Source organism: Mesorhizobium sp. A623, assembly GCF_054489405.1.
In genome coordinates this window covers 84272-104323 of sequence record NZ_JBTMXB010000002.1, presented here as the reverse complement: position 1 = coordinate 104323, position 20052 = coordinate 84272, and the positions used below count along the sequence as shown (strand labels likewise).

At 63.2% G+C, this 20052-nt stretch carries 15 protein-coding genes; 5 read left to right on the top strand and 10 right to left on the bottom strand.

From position 1 onward, the window contains the following. Position 1: 1 nt before the first annotated feature. The 3 genes from ACX3P1_RS02755 (at position 2) to ade (ending at position 6747) form a co-directional block, all read left to right on the top strand. A complete protein-coding gene (locus ACX3P1_RS02755) occupies positions 2 to 979 on the top strand; it encodes a branched-chain amino acid ABC transporter permease (protein WP_459078011.1) in 978 nt (325 codons plus the stop codon). Between the two features lie 148 nt (positions 980 to 1127). Further along, positions 1128 to 4856, top strand: coding sequence for a hydantoinase B/oxoprolinase family protein (locus tag ACX3P1_RS02750; protein ID WP_459078010.1), 3729 nt, complete (start codon positions 1128 to 1130; stop codon positions 4854 to 4856). 148 nt (positions 4857 to 5004) lie between these two features. Beyond that, entirely contained in the window at positions 5005 to 6747 is a 1743-nt protein-coding gene (gene ade, locus ACX3P1_RS02745) for an adenine deaminase (protein ID WP_459078240.1), read from the top strand. Here the strand turns inward: ade and ACX3P1_RS02740 are convergent. The 6 genes from ACX3P1_RS02740 to ACX3P1_RS02715 all read right to left on the bottom strand — a co-directional run bounded on the left by ACX3P1_RS02740 (position 6744) and on the right by ACX3P1_RS02715 (position 14955). Then, entirely contained in the window at positions 6744 to 7655 is a 912-nt protein-coding gene (locus tag ACX3P1_RS02740) for an SMP-30/gluconolactonase/LRE family protein (RefSeq protein WP_459078009.1), read from the bottom strand. The two genes, ade and ACX3P1_RS02740, sit on opposite strands and share 4 nt — an antisense overlap. 114 nt (positions 7656 to 7769) lie before the next feature. Next, entirely contained in the window at positions 7770 to 9284 is a 1515-nt protein-coding gene (amaB, locus tag ACX3P1_RS02735; protein ID WP_459078008.1) for an L-piperidine-6-carboxylate dehydrogenase, read from the bottom strand. Between the two features lie 162 nt (positions 9285 to 9446). Beyond that, entirely contained in the window at positions 9447 to 10724 is a 1278-nt protein-coding gene (locus ACX3P1_RS02730; protein WP_459078007.1) for an RNA polymerase sigma factor, read from the bottom strand. Continuing rightward, the gene (locus ACX3P1_RS02725; protein ID WP_459078006.1) at positions 10721 to 11098 is read right to left on the bottom strand and encodes a YciI family protein; all 378 of its coding nucleotides are present in this window, start codon (positions 11096 to 11098) and stop codon (positions 10721 to 10723) included. Before ACX3P1_RS02725 ends, ACX3P1_RS02730 begins: the two co-directional genes overlap by 4 nt. Positions 11099 to 11352: 254 nt before the next feature. Continuing rightward, positions 11353 to 12543 (bottom strand): acyl-CoA dehydrogenase, encoded by a 1191-nt coding sequence (locus ACX3P1_RS02720; protein WP_459078005.1) that lies wholly within the window; start codon positions 12541 to 12543, stop codon positions 11353 to 11355. Positions 12544 to 12642: 99 nt separating this feature from the next. Further along, entirely contained in the window at positions 12643 to 14955 is a 2313-nt protein-coding gene (locus tag ACX3P1_RS02715; protein ID WP_459078004.1) for a Tex family protein, read from the bottom strand. A 485-nt stretch (positions 14956 to 15440) separates the two neighbouring features. On the opposite strand from ACX3P1_RS02715, the gene ACX3P1_RS02710 reads away from it, so the two are divergent. Both ACX3P1_RS02710 and ACX3P1_RS02705 read left to right on the top strand, forming a co-directional pair. Continuing rightward, complete coding sequence (locus ACX3P1_RS02710; protein ID WP_459078003.1) at positions 15441 to 16151, top strand: helix-turn-helix transcriptional regulator; 711 nt, start codon at positions 15441 to 15443, stop codon at positions 16149 to 16151. Continuing rightward, entirely contained in the window at positions 16148 to 16933 is a 786-nt protein-coding gene (locus ACX3P1_RS02705) for a helix-turn-helix transcriptional regulator (RefSeq protein ID WP_459078002.1), read from the top strand. The genes ACX3P1_RS02710 and ACX3P1_RS02705 overlap by 4 nt, the downstream gene beginning before the upstream one ends. Positions 16934 to 17037: 104 nt before the next feature. On the opposite strand, the gene ACX3P1_RS02700 is transcribed toward ACX3P1_RS02705, so the two are convergent. The 4 genes from ACX3P1_RS02700 to fliN are packed head-to-tail and all read right to left on the bottom strand — an operon-like array spanning position 17038 to position 20021. After that, the gene (locus tag ACX3P1_RS02700) at positions 17038 to 17475 is read right to left on the bottom strand and encodes a hypothetical protein (protein WP_459078001.1); all 438 of its coding nucleotides are present in this window, start codon (positions 17473 to 17475) and stop codon (positions 17038 to 17040) included. 30 nt (positions 17476 to 17505) lie between these two features. Beyond that, entirely contained in the window at positions 17506 to 18567 is a 1062-nt protein-coding gene (gene flhB, locus ACX3P1_RS02695; protein ID WP_459078000.1) for a flagellar biosynthesis protein FlhB, read from the bottom strand. Positions 18568 to 18586: 19 nt separating this feature from the next. Beyond that, on the bottom strand, positions 18587 to 19600 hold the full coding sequence (locus ACX3P1_RS02690) for a flagellar motor switch protein FliG (RefSeq protein WP_459077999.1): 1014 nt from the start codon (positions 19598 to 19600) through the stop codon (positions 18587 to 18589). Between the two features lie 34 nt (positions 19601 to 19634). Further along, positions 19635 to 20021, bottom strand: a complete 387-nt coding sequence (gene fliN, locus ACX3P1_RS02685) for a flagellar motor switch protein FliN (RefSeq protein WP_459077998.1) — start codon at positions 20019 to 20021, stop codon at positions 19635 to 19637. Positions 20022 to 20052: the final 31 nt, after the last annotated feature.

Below are 20052 nucleotides of genomic sequence, written 5' to 3'. Positions count from 1 at the left end.
GATGGCAGAGGTGACGCTTCAGGAGGCCCGCGCCAAAACCTCCGCACGTCTTGAATGGACGCTGGTCGCGCTTGGCATAATCGCCCTTCTGGCCGCACCCTTCTTCGTCTACCCGATCTTCCTGATGAAGATGCTGTGCTTCGCCCTGTTTGCCTGCGCCTTCAATCTTCTGCTCGGCTATACCGGCCTGCTCTCTTTCGGCCATGCCGCCTTCTTCGGCGGCGCGGCCTATTTCTGCGCCCATTCCGTCAAGGTCTGGGGCTGGCCGCCGGAAGCCGGCATCCTGCTCGGCGTCGCGGGCGCAGCCGTGCTTGGCCTGATCATGGGCTTCTTCGCCATCCGCCGGCAGGGCATCTACTTTGCCATGATCACGCTGGCGCTGGCGCAGATGTTCTTCTTCTTCTGCGTACAAGCCCCGTTTACCGAAGGCGAGGACGGCATCCAGGGCGTGCCGCGCGGCCATTTCTTCGGCGTCATCGACCTGCATGAACCCCTCAACATCTATTATGTGGTGCTGGCCGTCTTCCTGATCGGCGTCTTTGCCATCTGGCGTATCGTCAACTCGCCCTTCGGCATGATCCTGCGCTCGATCCGAGAAAACGAAAATCGCGCCATTTCGCTCGGCTATTCGGTTGCCAACTACAAGCTTGCCGCCTTCGTCATGTCGGCAGCGCTGGCCGGGCTTGCGGGTGCCATGAAAGCCATCGTCTTCCAGTTCGCGACGCTCACCGACGTCACCTGGCAGATGTCGGGCGAGGTCATCCTGATGACGCTGCTTGGCGGCATCGGCACCATGGTCGGGCCGATCGTCGGCGCGGGCCTCGTCGTCGGCCTGCAGAATACGCTGGCGACCTCCGGCTTTCCGGTCACCATCGCCACCGGCGCGATCTTCATGATCTGCGTGCTCGTGTTCCGCCGCGGCATCGTCGGCGAAATCTATGCCCGCCTGATAAAGCCTGACGATGCGCCGAAAGGCTGACGCTCGCACGTTCGGCCAAACGGCTTTCAACCTCGTCTCCTGAAACCGGCCTGAAAAATCAGCCGGCCGGTCATTGCCGGTTGACGAATTGCGTTTGTTTTGATGTGTCGCAACCATGCTGCGGCGGCGAGGCCACAAGGGACAAGCGATGGGCGAGAAGTGGGATTTCTGGATCGATCGCGGCGGTACCTTCACCGACGTCATCGGCTGCGATCCGCAGGGTAAATTGCACCCGCGCAAGCTGCTCTCGGAGAATCCGGAAGCCTATGCCGACGCCGCGATCGCCGGCATTCGCGGCCTGCTCGGCCTGGACGGCGACAAAGCCATACCGGCAGGCACGATCGGCGAGATCAAGATGGGCACCACCGTCGCCACCAATGCGCTTTTGGAGCGCAAGGGCGACCGTGTCCTGCTGCTGATCACCAGGGGTTTTCGCGATGCGCTGAAGATCGCCTACCAGGCCAGGCCGGATATCTTCGCCAAGGAAATCATCCTGCCCGAACAGCTTTATGAGCGCGTCGTCGAGGTGGATGAGCGCGTGCGCGCCGATGGCTGCATCGAAAGGCTGCTCGACATCGCTTCGGTTCTTCCGGCCATCGAGCAGGCCAAGGCCGACGGGATAGACGCCGTCGCCATCGCCTTCATGCATGCCTGGAAACATCCGGACCATGAACAGGCGCTCGCCAGGGTTTGCCGCAAGCTCGGCTTTTTGCAGGTATCCGTGAGCCACGAGGTCTCGCCTCTCATCAAGCTGGTAGGGCGCGGCGACACCACCGTCGTCGATGCCTATCTGTCGCCGATCCTGTCGCGCTACGTGCAGCGGGTGGCCACGGAATTGGGAATAGACAAGGGTCGGGCAGAGCCCGCAAGCGCGACCGCGCGTCGGCCGTCATCGGCCGCCCCGGCGGAGGCCAGCGAGCAAAGCGAGCGCACGGCCGCGAGCCCAAGTTTAAAATTCATGATGTCTTCCGGCGGGCTGACCGCCGCGGAAAAATTTCAAGGCAAGGATGCGCTGCTGTCCGGTCCTGCCGGCGGCGTGGTCGGCATGGTCGAGACGGCAAGGCTTGCAGGCTTCGAAAAGGTGATCGGCTTCGACATGGGTGGCACCTCCACCGATGTCACCCACTATGGCGGCGCCTATGAGCGCGCCTTCGACACGGAGGTGGCCGGCGTGCGCATCCGCGCGCCGATGATGCGCATTCATACAGTGGCGGCCGGCGGCGGCTCGATCCTGCACTATGAAGCCGGCCGCTTCCGCGTCGGCCCGGATTCGGCCGGCGCCAATCCCGGCCCGGCCTGCTATCGGCGCGGCGGCCCACTTGCCGTCACCGACGCGAACGTCATGCTCGGCAAGCTGCAGCCGGATTTTTTCCCCACGATCTTCGGCCCCGGCCAGAACGAGGCGCTCGACGGCACCGTCGTGCGGGAAAGATTTGCTGCCCTTGCCGCGGAAATCGGCGACGGGCGGACGCCCGAAGCGGTAGCCGAAGGGTTCGTCACCATTGCCGTGGAGAACATGGCCAACGCCATCAAGAAGATCTCCATCCAGCGCGGCTATGACGTAACCGACTATCTGCTGAACTGTTTTGGCGGCGCAGGCGGCCAGCACGCCTGCCCGGTGGCGGATGCCCTGGGCATGGAGACCGTGCTCATCCATCCCTTCTCCGGCCTGCTTTCGGCTTACGGCATCGGCCTTGCCTCGCTCTTCGCCTCGCGCCAGCAAGCTTTGCTGGTCCCCTTGGCCGATCCTTCCTTGCCCGACATCGAAGCCATGATCGACACGTTGCGCATCGTCGTTGTCGATGAATTAACCGAACAGGGCATCGAAGAGGCTGCCATCGACATCAAGCCCGTCCTGCACATTCGCTATGACGGTACCGACACGACGCTGCCGGTGGACTTTCGCCACGGCTCCCTTGAAGAGGCCAAAAAACGCTTCGAATCGGCCCACAAGGCGCAATTCGGTTTCGCCTATGACGACAAGTCACTCATTGTCGAAACCGTGGCGGTGGAAGGCAGCAGCAGCGCGGACAAACGCCACGACGAGGCCGTTGCCTCACCCGGTCCCGCGCGCACCGCACCCTCCTCGGAGACACGGCAGGTCTATGGCGACGGCGGATGGCGGGAGGCCGGCGTCTACCGCCGCGAAGATTTGCGTCCCTCCGACCGTATCGCCGGTCCCGCCCTGATCATCGAGCCGAACCAGACCATCGTCGTCGAAGCCGGCTGGCAGGCCGAAATCACCCGTCGCGACCATGTCCTGCTGCATCGCGTGGAAAAGAAGCAGCGGCGCGAGGCGCTTGGCACCGGTCTTTCCGGCAAGGCCGGTGCCGATCCGGTCATGCTGGAAGTGTTCAACAACCTCTTCATGTCGATTGCCGAACAGATGGGGGTGACGCTTCAGAACACCGCTTATTCGGTCAACATCAAGGAACGGCTGGATTTTTCCTGCGCGGTATTCGACCGCAACGGCGCTCTTGTCGCCAACGCGCCGCATATGCCGGTGCATCTGGGCTCGATGGACCGATCGGTCGAAACCATCATCCGGCTCAATGCCGGCGACATTCATCCGGGCGACGTGTTTGCGCTGAATGCGCCCTATAATGGCGGCACCCACCTGCCCGACATCACCGTGGTGACGCCGGTGTTCGACGACGCGCAAGGTACAATTCTCTTCTGGACCGCATCGCGCGGCCACCACGCCGATATTGGCGGCACCGCCCCCGGTTCGATGACGCCGTTGGCAACCACCGTCGACGAGGAAGGCGTGCTGTTCGACAATTTCCGGCTGGTCGAGCGCGGCCGTTTCCGTGAGGCGGAACTGAACACGCTGCTCACCGATCACCCCTATCCTGTCCGTAACGCGATCCAGAATGTCGCCGACATCAAGGCGCAAATCGCCGCCAACGAGAAGGGCGTCGCCGAATTGCGCAAGATGGTCGCGCATTTCGGGCTCGAAATGGTCGAGGCCTATATGGGCCATGTGCAGGACAATGCCGCCGAAAGCGTCAGGCGGGTGCTGGAACGTCTGCCCGATGCCTGCGAATACGAATATCCGACCGACACCGGCCAGGTCATAAAGGTAAGGATCACCGTCGACCGGCAAAAGCGCGAGGCGATGGTCGATTTCACCGGCACCTCGCCGGTGATGAAGAACAATTTCAACGCGCCGGAACCCGTTACCCGCGCAGCCGTGCTTTATGCCTTCCGCGTCATGGTCGAGGACAATATCCCGATGAATGCCGGCTGCCTTCGGCCCATCAACATCGTCATCCCCGACGGCTGCATGCTGAAACCCGCCTATCCGGCCGCCGTCGTCGCCGGCAATGTCGAGACGTCGCAGCATGTCACCAATGCGCTGTTCGGCGCGATGGGGGCCATGGCCAATGCGCAGGGAACGATGAACAACCTCACCTTCGGCAACCAGACCTATCAGTATTACGAGACGATCTGTTCCGGCTCGCCAGCCGGCCGAATGAACGACGGCCGCGGTTTTGCCGGCACCTCCGGCGTTCACACGCACATGACCAATTCGCGCCTGACCGATCCGGAAGTGCTGGAACTCCGCTTCCCGGTGCTGCTGGAGGACTTTCACATCCGCGAGGGAACCGGCGGCAAGGGCAAATGGGATGCCGGCGACGGCACCAGCCGCACCATCCGCTTTCTCGAAAAGATGGAGTGCGCGATCGTGTCCTCGCACCGCAACCGCCCGCCGCAGGGGCTGTGCGGTGGTGGCGACGGCGAGGTCGGCTCCACGCAAATCCGGCGCGCGGATGGCTCGCTTGAAACGTTGAAAGCCTGCGACCAGACCGTTCTGCAAGCCGGAGAAGCCGTCATCGTCACCACGCCGACGCCGGGAGCATTCGGAGCCGGATAGCAATTCCTGCCGTGACCCGGACTTGTCACGGCTTTGCGCTATAAATAGTCAGGCCGCGCCAAGGGCCCCCTCCCCGCGCCGGCAATCAAAAGGAAACATCGTGATTAAAAGCTGGGCTGAAAGCGCGCCACGTCTGGTCGACGTCGCCATGGGCAGAACGCCCGCCGACATGGTCATCCGCGATGTGCGCTGGGTAAACGTGCACTCCGGCGAGATCATTGCAGGCACCGATATAGCCATTGCGGCGGGGCGTTTCGCCTTTGTCGGCGCGGATGCCGGCCATGCCATCGGCCCCGACACCAAAATCATCGACGGCAAGGGCCGCTATGCGGTGCCGGGCCTGTGCGACGCGCATATGCACGTCGAAAGCGGTATGGTCACCGTCACCGAATTTGCCCGCGCCGTCATCCCGCACGGCACCACCTCGATGTTCATCGATCCGCACGAGATCGCCAACGTGCTCGGCATGGACGGCGTCAAGCTGATGCACGACGAAGCAGCCGGCCTGCCGATCAACATCTACGTCCAGATGCCCAGCTGCGCGCCGAGCGCGCCGGGCCTGGAAAACAGCGGCGCGGCACTTGGCCCCGAGGATGTGAAGGAGGCCATGACATGGCCGAACATCATCGGACTTGGCGAGATGATGAATTTTCCGGGCGTCGCGGCAGGCGACCGCAACATGCTGGCCGAAATCGGCCATACGCAGGCGGCCGGCAAGACGGTCGGCGGCCACTATGCCTCCAAAGACCTCGGCCGCCCCTTCCATGCCTATGCGGCAGCGGGACCGGCGGACGACCACGAGGGAACCAGCGTCGAGGATGCCACCGCCCGCGTGCGCCAGGGCATGCGCGCCATGCTTCGCCTCGGATCGGCCTGGTATGACGTTGCAGCACAGGTCAAGGCGATCACCGAGAACGGCCTCGATTCCCGCAATTTCATCCTGTGTACCGACGACAGCCATTCCGGCACGCTGGTGGGCGAAGGCCATATGAACCGCGTCGTCCGCCATGCGATCGCGCAGGGATTGAAGCCTATTACCGCAATCCAGATGGCGACGCTCAACACCGCTCAGCATTTCGGGCTGGAACGCGAGCTTGGCTCGATCACGCCCGGCCGCCGCGCCGACCTCATCCTGACTTCCGATCTTGTCGCGCTGCCCGTCGAAACCGTCATCGGCCGGGGGCAGGTGCTTGCCGAAAACGGCAGGCTTACCGGTTCCATCCCCCATTACGACTATCCGCCGACAGCCAAGAACACCGTGCACCTCGGCAAGAGACTGGCTGGAGCCGACTTCGATATTGCAGCACCCGAAGGCGCCAACGCGGTGACCGCGCGCGTCATCGGCGTAATCGAAAACCAGGCGCCGACGCGCGCCCTGCAGCGCTCACTGCCGGTGGAAAGCGGCCTCGTCGGAATGGACCGGCAGGCCGATGTCTGCCAGATCGCACTGGTCGAACGGCACCGGGCAACCGGCAAGGTCGTCAACGCCTTCGTCTCTGGCTTCGGCTATGACAAGCCGTGCGCGATGGCCAGCACGGTCGCGCATGACAGCCACCACATGATCGTGGTCGGCACAGACAAGAACGACATGGCGCTGGCCGCGAACCGGCTGGGCGAAGTCGGCGGCGGCGTGGTGCTATTCAGCGAGGGGCGCGAACTGGCGCTGGTGAAACTACCCATCGCCGGCCTGATGTCGGACCAGCGCGCCGAGATCGTCGCCGAAGAAGCCAATGCGCTGATCGCAGCCATGCAAGCCTGCGGCTGCCGGCTGAACAACGCCTATATGCAGCATTCGCTACTGGCGCTGGTGGTCATTCCCGAACTGCGTATTTCCGATGTCGGCCTGATCGACGTAACCAAATTCGCGCCAACTGATCTGTTGGTGAGTTAAAACGTCTTCGCGCCGTTGACCATCAGCCGCACCGCATAGAGCGAGGTTGTTCCGCACATATAGAGCACATTGCGCTTGGCCCCTCCGAACACGCAGTTGGCGACGATCTCCGGCACCAGCACCTTGCCGAGCAGCGTGCCGTCCGGGTCGTAGCAATGGACCCCGTCGCCGGCACTGGTCCAGATACGGCCCGCATCGTCGAGGCGAAAGCCGTCGAACAGGCCAACCGTGCAATCGGCAAAGACCCTGCCGCCAGAAACCTTGTTGCCTGCGCCGATGTCGAAAGCCCTTATATGCGCCGGGTTTTCCGGGCCGTGCGTGCGACCGGTATCGCAGACATAAAGCAGGCTTTCGTCCAGCGAGAACGCAAGGCCGTTCGGCCGCACCATGTCGGTGATGACGGCTTCCACCGTGCCTATACCCGGATCGACCCGGTAAACGTTGCAGGCACCGATTTCGCTGTCGGCCTTGTCGCCCTCATAATCGCTTTCGATGCCGTAGGCCGGATCGGTGAACCAGATCGAGCCGTCCGATTTCACGACGACATCGTTGGGCGAATTCAGGCGCTTGCCCTGCCAGCGATCGGCAATCGTCGTGATCGACCCGTCAAACTCGGTTCGCGACACGCGACGGCCGGAATGTTCGCAGGTGACCAACCGCCCCTGCCGGTCGACCGTATTGCCGTTGGAATTGTTGGCAGGCTGACGAAAGACGCTGACATGGCCGTCCGCTTCGTCATAGCGCAGCATGCGGTTGTTCGGGATGTCCGACCATATGACATAGCGGCCGGCGGCGAACCAGGCCGGCCCCTCCGTCCAGCGGCAGCCGGTGAACAAACGCTCCACCTGCGCGGTGCCGTTGAACAGGCGCGCAAAACGCGGGTCTAGAACCTCATAGACACCCGACATGATCGTCCCCTCCACACTATTCGACCTGGCAAAGACAAGAGCACCGGGCCGTAAAAAGCAAGGGCGCGGTTTCGACACCGCGCCCTTTTGTCCGACTTATTCAGAAAATCCCGTTCACTCGATATCGAACGAGACGCCCTGCGCCAGCGGCAGTTCCTTGGAGTAGTTCACCGTGTTGGTGGCGCGGCGCATATAGGCTTTCCACGCGTCGGAGCCCGATTCACGGCCTCCGCCGGTTTCCTTCTCGCCGCCGAACGCGCCGCCGATTTCAGCGCCCGACGTACCGATATTGACGTTGGCGATGCCGCAGTCCGAACCGCCGGCCGACAGGAACAGTTCCGCTTCCTGCAGATCGCGCGTGAAGATCGACGACGACAGGCCTGCGCCGACCGCATTGTGCTGATCGAGGGCGTCGTCGAAATCGGAATATTTCATCACATAGAGGATCGGCGCGAAGGTTTCCTCGGTGACCGGACCGGCCTGCTTCGGCATTTCGACCAGCGCCGGATGCACATAATACGCATCGGCATGGCCGTTTTCGGCGCGGTTGCCGCCCGTCACCTTGCCGCCATGGGCTTCGGCTTCCTTGATGGCTTTCTGCATGCCGTCAAAGGCCTGCTTGTCGATCAAGGGACCGACCAGCGAGGAAGTCTCCAGCGGATTGCCCACCGACACGCTCAGATAGGCTTTCTTCAGCCGCGGCACGAGCTGGTCATAGACGCTGTCATGCACGAACAGGCGGCGAAGCGTGGTGCAGCGCTGGCCGGCGGTGCCCATCGCGCCGAAGGCAATCGCACGCAGCGCCATGTCGAGATCGGCCGACGGGCAGACGACGCCGGCATTGTTGCCGCCCAGCTCCAGGATGGCGCGGGCAAAGCGCTTGGCCAGGCGCGGGCCGACATCGCGGCCCATGCGGGTCGAGCCGGTGGCCGACACCAGCGACACCTTGGGATGATCGACCAGGACCTCGCCGACGGCGCGGTCGCCGATCAGCACCGACACCAGGCCAGCCGGCGCATCCTTGCCGAAACGCGCGACGGCGCGCTTGAAGATCGCCTCGCAGGCAAGCGCCGTCAGCGGCGTCTTTTCCGAGGGCTTCCACACCACGGCGTCGCCGCACACCAGCGCCAGCGCCGTGTTCCACGACCACACCGCCACGGGGAAATTGAAGGCCGAGATGACGCCGACGACGCCCAGCGGATGCCAGGTTTCCATCATGCGGTGGCCGGGGCGCTCGGTGGCGATGGTCAGGCCGTACAACTGCCGCGAAAGACCGACGGCGAAATCGCAGATGTCGATCATTTCCTGCACTTCGCCCAGGCCCTCGGACGGAATCTTGCCGACCTCGATGGACACCAGCCGACCAAGTTCGGTCTTGTGGGCGCGCAATTCTTCGCCGAGCAGGCGGACCAGTTCGCCGCGCTTCGGCCCCGGCACCAGCCGCCACGCCTTGAACGCCTCGTGCGCCGCCTCGATGGCCTTGCCGGCATCAGCCGGCGAAATCGTCTTCAGCGCCGCGATCTGTTCGCCCGTCACCGGGCTGTGCACCAAAAGGTCGCCGCCCTCAAGCACGCCACCGGCAACACCCAGCTTCGCCAACAGGGCAGCCGTTTCCTTGGCAATCGTCATTTTCGTTCCCTTCAAAACCATTCGCCTGCGCAACCGTGGGCGCGAGGCCATCATGGCGAAGGCATTACCCGTTTCAGGCCGGTTCCGCTACCCCGGCGCACCGCCAAGCGGCCGGCGGAACGTTGGACCAGAAGGCGCAGCAAAACTCGACCGCATGACGCCTCAAACCGCCGTTTTCACAACAGCACGCTTTCCAGCGCTATCCTTCATCAACCGGTCGATATGCATGCGGATATGGGCGGCTTCGGCCGCCGTATTGGCCAGCGCGATGGCCCGGTCGAAGGCGACACGCGCTTCCTCGTCCCGGCCAAGCTGCATCAGCAAGCCGCCCTTGAGGCCGAAGAAATGGAAATAACCGGACAGACGCTGTTCGAGCGGCTCGATCATGGCAAGTGCGGCTTCCGCCCCGCGCACCTTGGAAACGGCGACGGCGCGGTTGAGCGTCACCACCGGCGACGGCTGCATCTGTTCCAGCAGGCCGTAGAGTAAGTCGATCTCCTGCCAGTCAGTGTCCTCGGCCTTTGCCGCCCGCGCATGAAGGGCGGCAATCGCCGCCTGCACCTGATAAGGGCCGGGCCTGGCATGCCGCAGCGCCTTGTCGACCAGCGCCAGCCCCTCGCCGATCATCCGGGCATTCCACAGGCTGCGATCCTGGTCTTCCAGCAGCACGATCTCGCCGCCGGCATCGAAACGGGCGGCAAGGCGCGCGTGCTGAAGCAGCATCAATGCCGTCAGGCCCATGATTTCTGGTTCAGTCTTGAACAGGCGCAGCAGCAGGCGGCCCAGCCGGATCGCCTCGTCGCATAGCGGCGCGCGCAGCGATGCTTCACCGCTCTTGGTAGAATAGCCCTCGTTGAAGACGAGATAGACCATGGCCGCAACCGCCGCCAGCCGCTCGGAACGCTCCACCGGTCCCGGCGTCTCGAACGCCACGCCAGCCTCGGCGATACGCGCCTTGGCGCGGGTGATGCGCTGTTCCATGGCGCTTTCCCCGACCAGAAAGGCGCGAGCGATCTGCTTGACGGAAAGGCCGGAGACGATGCGCAGCGCGACCGCGATCTGCTGCGCCGGCGGCAGGTCGGGATGGCAGCAGATGAACAGCAGACGCAGGATATCGTCGCGGTAGTGCGCCCCGTCCAGCCGCTCCGCCATGTCGCTTTCGGCATCCTCCAGGTCCGAAACAAGGTCTTCCGCCGGCATCGGCGCTTGCTTCGAGCGTTTACGCATGGCGTCGATGCCGCTGTTGCGGCCGACGAAAATGAGCCATGCGGCGGGATCGCGCGGCGGTCCGTTCTGCGGCCAGTTCTTCAACGCCCGCAGGCATGCATCCTGGAAGGCTTCCTCGGCCGTATCGAGATCGCGAAAATAACGCAGCAGCGCGCCCATGGCCTGCGGCCGGGCAGAAGAGATCGCCGAACTGATCCAGCCGAGATCGCTCATCCGATGGTGGCCTTCACCGGATTGAGCAGGCTGATCGGCCGGATTTCATAGGAGCCGCCGCTCGGATTCACTGCGGAAAGCTCACGGGCAAAGCCGACGGCCTCCTCGAGGTCTGCGCAATCAACCGTGTAGAAGCCGAGAAACTGCTCCTTGGTTTCGGCAAAGGGGCCGTCGATGACGATGGCCTCGCCCTTGACCTGGCGCAGCGTGGTTGCCGCCGTGGTCGGCAGTAGCCGCGCCACCGGCCCGAGCTTGCCCGCCTTGGCATATTTCTCCTGCACGACGGAGAGCCTGGCCAGGACGGCGTCGTCCTCGGCCTTGGTCCAGCTGGTAACGACGTCTTCGGAGGCATAGCAGAGGATGGCATAAAGCATGAAAACCCTTTCTCTTGTCCAAGGACGTAAGAGTAGGGTCGAATCCGACATCGCGTCGACAAAATTCTGCCGTCTGAGGCAATCCCGAGCTCGGCGGCGACAGGCGCGGATTCCGATTCCAAAACAGGACGATAAGACGCCGCCCTGATTCTTCTTGTCAGAAGGGAGTGGCCGTTCCGCAATCATCCGCGTCGACGGATTATACAGCGATGCCAAAAGGATAGAGCCGCATTGCGACTCTATCCCTCAACTTTTTAGAAAAACGCCTGCAGGCCGGTCTGGGCGCGACCGAGGATCAGCGCATGCACGTCATGCGCGCCTTCATAGGTATTCACGGTTTCCAGGTTCTGCGCGTGGCGCATGACGTGGTAGCCGATCTGGATGCCGTTGCCGCCATGCATGTCGCGGGCCTGGCGCGCGATGTCGAGCGCCTTGCCGCAATTGTTGCGCTTGACGATCGAGATCATTTCCGGCGCCATCTTGCCTTCGTCCATCAACCGACCGACCCGCAACGAGGCCTGCAGGCCAAGTGCGATCTCGGTCTGCATGTCGGCAAGCTTCTTCTGGTAAAGCTGCATGCCGGCCAGCGGCTTGCCGAACTGCTTGCGGTCCAACCCGTACTGCCGCGCGCGGTGCCAGCAGTCTTCCGCCGCTCCCATCGCGCCCCAGGAAATACCGTAGCGCGCGCGGTTGAGACAGCCGAACGGACCCTTCAAGCCCGAAACATTCGGCAACAGCGCATCCTCGCCGACCTCGACGCCTTCCATGACGATCTCGCCGGTGATCGAGGCGCGCAGCGACAGCTTGCCTTCGATCTTGGGCGCCGAAAGCCCCTTCATGCCCTTTTCCAGCACGAAGCCGCGGATCTGGTTGTCGTGCGCGGCCGACTTCGCCCAGACGACGAACACGTCGGCGATCGGCGCGTTGGAAATCCACATCTTGGAGCCGGTGAGCCGGTAGCCGGTCGCGGTCTTTTCGACCCGCGTCTTCATGCCGCCCGGATCGGAACCGGCATCCGGTTCGGTCAGGCCGAAGCAGCCGATCCACTCGCCGCTCGCCAGCTTGGGCAGGAATTTCTTGCGCTGCTCTTCCGAGCCATAGGCCTGGATCGGATACATCACCAGCGACGATTGCACGCTCATCATCGAGCGGTAGCCGGAATCGATCTTCTCGACCTCGCGCGCCACCAGCCCGTAGGTTACGTAATTGCCGCCAAGCCCGCCATATTCTTCCGGAACGGTGATGCCGAGCAGGCCCGCCTCGCCCATCTCGCGAAAGATGGCCGGATCGGTCTTTTCATGAAGATAGGCCTCCTCGATGCGCGGGGCGAGTTTGTCGGCGGCGAAGGCGGCCGCCGCATCCCGGATCATCCGCTCGTCTTCCGACAGTTGGTCCTCGATCAGGAAAGGATCGTCCCATACGAAGGCATTTTTGTCGGCGGCCATGATGCTCGGTCTCCAAAGGTTTCATGTGGGCCGACTTATCGACCGCAACGATAAAAAAATCAAACGAAAGCACGCGAGCACGCGTTCAATAGCAGACGGTCACTTGCGCTTCATGGCGTCGGCCAGCGCCGCTCCGAATGCGCCTTGCGCCGGCTTTTCCGGTTGGCGTGGAGCCAAAGCTGCCCGAGGTTTGCCGGCATCGCGTTCGCGCGGCACCGGCCGCTGTTCGCCGCCGCCATCCTTGCGCATGGAAAGCCCGATGCGCTTGCGCTTGATATCGACCTCGACAACGCGCACCTTGACCACGTCGCCGGCCTTGACCACCTCATGCGCGTCCTTGACGAAGCGGTCGGCCAGTTGCGAGACGTGCACCAGCCCGTCCTGATGCACGCCGATATCGACGAAAGCGCCGAACGCCGCGACATTGGTGACGGTGCCTTCCAGCAGCATGCCGGGCTTCAGATCCTTGATGTCATCGACGCCATCGGCAAAAGTCGCCGTCTTGAAGCCGGGGCGCGGATCGCGGCCGGGCTTTTCCAACTCGGCGATGATGTCGCGCACGGTAGGCAGGCCGAAACGCTCGTCGACGAAAACGCGCGGATCGAGCGCCTTCAACGCCGCACTATCGCCCATCAGCGAACGCAAATCGCGGCCGCAGGCGGCGACGATCTTCTTGGCGACGCCATAGGCTTCCGGATGCACCGACGACGCATCGAGCGGCTCCGCGCCGTCGCGGATGCGCAGGAAGCCGGCGCTCTGCTCGAAGGCGCGCGGCCCGAGCCTTGCAACTTTCAGCAATTCGCGGCGGCTGGCGAACGGGCCTGTCTCATCGCGATGCGCAACGATTGCCTCGGCCAGCGATGCGCCAAGGCCGGACACGCGCGCCAAAAGCGGCGCGGAGGCCGTGTTGAGATCGACGCCGACTGCATTCACCGCATCCTCGACCACCGCTTCCAGCGAGCGCCCGAGCCGGTACTGGTCGACATCGTGTTGATACTGGCCGACGCCGATCGATTTCGGCTCGATCTTGACCAGTTCGGCCAGCGGGTCCTGCAAGCGGCGCGCGATGGAGACGGCCCCGCGCAGCGATACGTCGAGATCGGGAAATTCGGCGGCAGCGGTCGCCGACGCCGAATAGATCGAAGCACCCGCCTCGCTGACGATGACCTTCATCGGCTTGGCCGCGCCATTATCGAAAACCATGTCGGCCAGCATGTCCGCGACCAGTCTTTCCGTCTCGCGGCTGCCGGTGCCGTTGCCGATGGAGATCAGTTCGACCTTGTGCTGGAGAATAAGCCTTGCAAGCTCGGCCTGCGCGCCGCGCACATCGTTTCTCGGCTGGAACGGATAGACGGTCGACGTCGCCACTACCTTGCCGGTGCCGTCGACCACCGCCACCTTGACGCCGGTGCGGATGCCGGGATCGAGCCCCATCGTGGCGCGCGATCCCGCCGGTGCCGCTAGCAGCAGGTCCTTGAGGTTGCGGGCAAAGACGTGAATCGCCTCCTCCTCGGCCCGCTCGCGCAGATCGCGCATCAGGTCGAGCGTCAGGTGCAGCGACAGCTTCACCCGCCACGTCCAGCCGACCACCTCCATCAGCCAGCGGTCGCCCGGCAATTGCTGGCCGATGGCATAGGCGCTGGCGATCGTCCTTTCCACGGGCTTGACCGGCGATGCGTCGTCCGCATCGACCTCGATATCGAGCGACAGAAATTCCTCGTTGCGGCCGCGCAGCATGGCCAGCGCGCGGTGGCCGGCAACGGTGGCCCAGCGCTCGGAGTGATCGAAATAGTCGGAGAACTTCGCGCCGGCTTCCTCTTTGCCGGTAACGACGCGGGAGCGCAGGAAAGCGCGGTCCTTCATGTAGGTACGCAATTTGCCGACCAGATCGGCGTTTTCCGCGAATTGCTCGGACAGGATGTCGCGCGCGCCGTCGAGCGCGGCCTTGGCGTCCGCGACCTCTTCGGTCACATAGGCTGCGGCCAGTTCAGCCGGAACGGCGGCGCGGTCGGCCAGAATGGCCTCGGCCAGCGGTCCCAGGCCGCGCTCGCGTGCGATCTCGGCCTTGGTGCGGCGCTTGGGCTTGTAGGGCAGGTAAATGTCTTCCAGTTCGGCCTTGGTCGAAACCGCCGCTATCTTCGCTTCCAGATCCTCGGTCAGCTTGCCCTGCTCGCGGATCGAGCCAAGGATGGTGTCGCGCCGCGTCTCCAACTCGCGCAGATAGACGAGCCGTTCGGCAAGCAGGCGAAGCTGGGTGTCATCGAGACCGCCGGTCACTTCCTTGCGATAGCGCGCCACGAACGGCACCGTCGCGCCCTCGTCCAGCAGGCCTATGGCGGCTGCGGCCTGTTCGGCTCGGGCATTGATTTCCGTCGCGATGATTGCGGCGATACGCTTGATGTCGGTGGCCATTTTATCTCGTCGTGATTTTGCTCGGGCGGGCGACCATAGGCGCAGCGACCGCCGGAGCCAACCGCCGTGCGGCTCCAAAGAGGCACCTCCACAGGAAAGCGGCAACGGCGGCGCCTGACCGTGTCCGAAATCGTTCCTTTTCAAGGCGCCGACGACCGTGGAGTGCCGCCTGCCGGCCCATCGACCTCGCGAAATAATTTTATGGTTAATTTTTTGTCAATTGGCATTTGAAGTCGGATTCGAGTGCGTTTACATTACCCCCGAATCAGCCGGTCCTTGGGGGGCGCGGCTTACCACCCAAAGTGTCGCCAGCCGGTCGTTTTCCCGGTGCCAGACGCGGACGGTTCGCGTTCCCCCATGGATTCCAGCCTGATCCGGGTGCTGTCGTGTGCCCGGTGTGTGCCATCGTAAAAGTTTGCGTAGTGGGGTCCGTTGCCAGCAATGCCGGCACCGGGCATGGGAAGCGATTCTGGCCTGATGACAAGATGAACGGTTCTGCGGCCCTTCTTGAGAACGACCCGGCGAGCGGCCCGATGACACGGCTGGCGTCCCGTGGCGATCTCACCGGTTTTTTCATGAACCTTTGCGCGGAAATAGGCGCCGACAGCTACATGCTTGTCGCCCTCGTCCACGATCAGGATAGGAACCATGCCCGCATCGTTTCTTCCAACTGGATATTCGATGCCATCGAATTGACCGGCAAGCCGCTGATCGCCGCGCTCGCCCAGGGACCGCTGACCGCCGCCCCCGGCGTCCGGCCGCAACCCCTCCTTGCAAGCCAGGCGCCCGGCCTGATTACCGGCGAGGAAGCGCGCCTTCTCGATGTGCTTGGCCACGCCGAAATCTATTCGCAGCGGCTGAATGTCGGCCACCAGCGCCTGTTTATCCTGTTCTCGGCGGCGGAGGCCGGCAGCATCGACCCTACCGGGCTGATGAAGGCCCAGTTGAAATGCTGCTATGCGCTGTCCCAGGTTCCCGACCTTCTTGCCCAGTCGGCCATGCAGGACCCGCTGTCCGACCGCGAACGCGAATGCCTGTTCTGGGTTTCGGAGGGCAAGACCACGGACGAGGTTGCGGTCATCCTCAGCGTCTCTTCCAACACCGTCAACAGCTACATCACGCATGCGATCCAGAAATTCGGAGCGTCGAACCGCGCCATGGCAATTGCAACCGCGATCAGGAGCGGCATCATTTGACCCACGCCTTCGCAGTCAGGAACGACATCGGGCAGGACACCGAAACCTCGTTCGATGAACATCGCAATCCCTTCGGCGCCATCAATCCTGGTTCCGAAACGCATTGCACGATCACGATCCCCGATGCCGTCCGCCGCTGCCGCTGGATCGCCACCGATCTCAACGCATCGGGTTTCGGGCTGTTCTTCATCGGCCCATCGGCCGAGCGGGCGCGCCTCGTTCCCTGCTTCGACAGCGAATATCCCGGCGTTGCCGTCACGACCAAATTCATGTCGGGCAATAACGGAGAGGAAATCGTCGGCCATACGCGCGTATCGACCGTGCCGCGCTGGTGGGGTGACACCGGCATGCCCGGCACGGACGCCGTCTTCCGCGATCTTTCCTGCGCCTCACCCATCGGGCCACTGGCGCGGGGCACCGACGGCATCGCATTTCCCGTTCACGCCGAACGCGGTCAATGCGGGCTGGTTGTATTCCTCGGGTCGGAAATTTCCCTGCCGCAAGACGCGCTCTACGAAATCCACGCCCGCTGCTTTTCGCTTTTCGCCGCCGTGGCGCGCATCAGGCCCGGCGATTGCGGCCAGGCGAGAGCCATATCCAAGCGGGAACTGGAATGCCTGAAGCTGACGGCGAACGGGTATACCAGCGAAGCCATCGCACGGGCGTTGAAGCTGTCCGTCCACACCGCCAACCAGTACCTCACCCAATGCGCCCAGAAGCTCAACGCCGTCAGCCGCACGCAAGCGGTAGCCAAGGCGCTGCGGCTGGGCCTGATCGAGTAACGAGCCAGAGCATCGGGCCGCAAAGTGGTTACCGGTTTTCGGAAAACCCGATGCTCAAACAAAAAGATAGAGCGGCAGCTCGGATTATTCGAGCGTCCACCGCTCTAGCGGATCGTCGCCGGTTCAGCCCGCCGGATACGCGCCTGGTCGATCACGTTCTGCAAAAACGCGGTGTTGCGGGCCGGGTCTTCGTCGGGATGTTCGAACGACACGTAGTTGACCACGACGGACGCGTCGTGCTCGCTCAGCGTCAACTGGAAATAGACGGTAGCACCCGGCGGCCGCATTTCAAGGTCGAGTTCGATGCGCGGGCTGCCGCTCCAATCGATATGGGCTTCGCCGCCATGGCCGAGTTTCAGCGTGCCGGGCATGAAAAACAGCTCTGCCGCGGAATCCACGAGATCGGACAGGCAGGCGAAATGCTCCAGCCGGATGAAGGCGATGTAGTCGGCGACATCGATCAGCCGAAGCTCGCGCACCACCTGCTCGATGGCCTCGGCCACGATGATTTCTCGCGTGTTTGCATGGGGCTGTCGATTCATTGTGCGATGGACCGTCCGTTCATGACCTGCCTAAGCTTTTTTCGAATAGACAACCCGCACCAGTTCCGCGACGGCCTGGTAGAATTGCGACGGGATCACACTATCCACCGAAACTTGCTTGTACATGGAGCGCGCAAGCGCCACGTCCTCGAAGACCGGAATATTGTGCTCCTTGGCGATTTCGCGGATCTTCAGCGCCACCAGGTCCTGGCCCTTGGCCAGCACCAGCGGAGCCGAATCCTCTTCGCGCACATATTTGAGCGCTATCGAGAAGTGGGTTGGGTTGGCGATGATCAGCGTTGCGCGCGGTATCGCCGCCATCATGCGCCGCCGCGACCGGTCGCGCGCCAGCGACCGCAGCCGCGCCTTGACGATGGGGTCGCCTTCCGACTGCTTGAACTCGTCCTTCACCTCCTGCTTGCTCATCCGCATTTCCTGGCGCCAGTTGAAGCGGGACCAGACAAGGTCAGCGCCGGCGATCAGCACCATGACGAAGATGATCGACACCAGGATGTCGACAACGGTTCCCCGGATGACCATGGCGAATTCGAGCGGATTGGTAATCATTCCGGCCAAAAGCCGCCGGTGTTCCTGCGACAGGGTGAACACCAGAACCGCGCTGACAAAGCCAAGCTTGGCCAGCGACTTCAGGAATTCCACGAAGCCCTGGATACCGAACATACGGTTCCAGCCTTTCGAAAGAGAGATGCGCGAAAGCTGCGGCCTGATCCGCTCGCCGACGAATTGCGGCAGGTTCTGGAGAACCGAAGAGCCAACACCCGCCACCACCAACAGGACCAGCAGGCCGACCAGCGCGCGGCCGATCTCCATCATGACGCTCTTATACAGCAAGGTGACATCCGCTGCGGTGTCCATCGGCCATGCTTCCGGCTTTTCCAGAAACATCGACAGGAATACGCCGAGATCGACGAAAGCGTCCTTGGCGTAGAAAACGGTATAGATCAGGATGGCAAGGAAGGACGCCAGCAGCGCCGTTTCGCGCGACTGGGGTAGCTTGCCCTTTTCTATCGTGTCGCGGACCTTCTTTTCGGTCGCGTCTTCTGTCTTGGAGTCCTTGTCTTCATCCGCCATGGCTTACGCCGCCCGCGGCCTACGCGGCTTCAGCCGTCTGCGTGGCGGGAAGCTCGAAAGCCCCTTCGCGCGCCATGGCGACCGCCGTGGTGGCAATGGTCTTGCGCGCCTGTGCGATATCGGCCGGCTGGATGCCGTTCACACCCTGGCCGAGTTCGGCCTCGATCATGCGGCGCGAGCGTGCGCCAATCGACGACAGCACCGCTTCGACCACCTCTGGCGGGGCGTCCCGCAGCGACAGCGTCACCAACTCGCTCGACAGCCCGTCGAACAGCGCCACGCGAGCCTTCTGGGTCAGCAGAAGGATATCCTCGAAGGAAAAGAGCCGGGCCTTGATGGCCGCCAGGTCCGGCGTGCCGGACATTTCCAGATCCTGCATGATCTCGTCGAGCTGGGACTTGTCCATCTCGTTCAGCAGGCTGGCGACGCGCGCCTGCCCCGCCGAATTGTCCGTCGACGACGTTTCGGCAAGCACGCGGCTGCGCAGTTGGTTCTCGACGATCCGCGTCGCCGTGTCGGAGAATGTCGACGTCGTCACCATCCGTCCGATCACCGCGTTGCGCAACGGCTTCTCCAGCGTGAGCAGCACCTTGGCGGCGGCTTCCGGCGAAAGCTTGGACAAGACCATGGCCGATGTCTGTGCATGTTCGCCCGCCAGGAACGCGCCCAGCCTGGCCGGATCGAGATTTTCCAGGTCGGGCCAAATCGGGGGCGGTGCGCCATCGGTCGCCACAGGCTTCTTGCCGCCCATGATGGCGCTCATTTCCTCGGGCGAAAGCGTCTCATTGAGGATGGTATCCATCTTGTCTGCCGAATCGAGCAAGCCCGCCCCCTCGGTGAACTCGGCCTCGAATTCGGCGACGATTTGCTCAAGGACGCTCTGCGGAATCGTTTGTAGCAGCCGCGCGCCTTCGATCAGCGCCTTGAGTTCCTCTTGCTTGAAGAATTTGAGCAGCCTGCTTGCGGACGGCTTGCCCATCGCCACCAGGATGGCGGCGGCTTTTTGCGCGCGCGTCAGTGCCAACTGCGTCATGCTGCCCCTCCCCGCCCAGCCGCTTCAACCACGTTTAGGCGCTCTTGGCGGCGGCGATGATTTCGGTGAGCCTGATGCCGAAACGCGACGGGTCGCTTTCCAGCACCGTGATCTCGCCGCGCGCGATCTTGCGGCCGTTGACGACGACGTCGACCGGCTCGCCGATGCGGCGGTTCAACGCAACCGTCGACCCCTTCTGCAACGCCATCAACTCCGAAACCGGCATTTCGGTGCTGCCCAGAACGATCTGCACATCGACGGGGATGTTCATGATGATGCCGGAATTTGTCGCACCGGCGGCGCGAAAGGCCGCATCGGGACGCCGCTCTTCTTCCTTGAGCACGCCACGCAGTTCCTCGATGGCCCGATCCAACTGCTCGTCGGGTATGCCGGCCCCGGCCTCGGGTTCAGTCTGGCTCATGCGTCGTCTCCTGAAAGCAATGCCTGCTGGC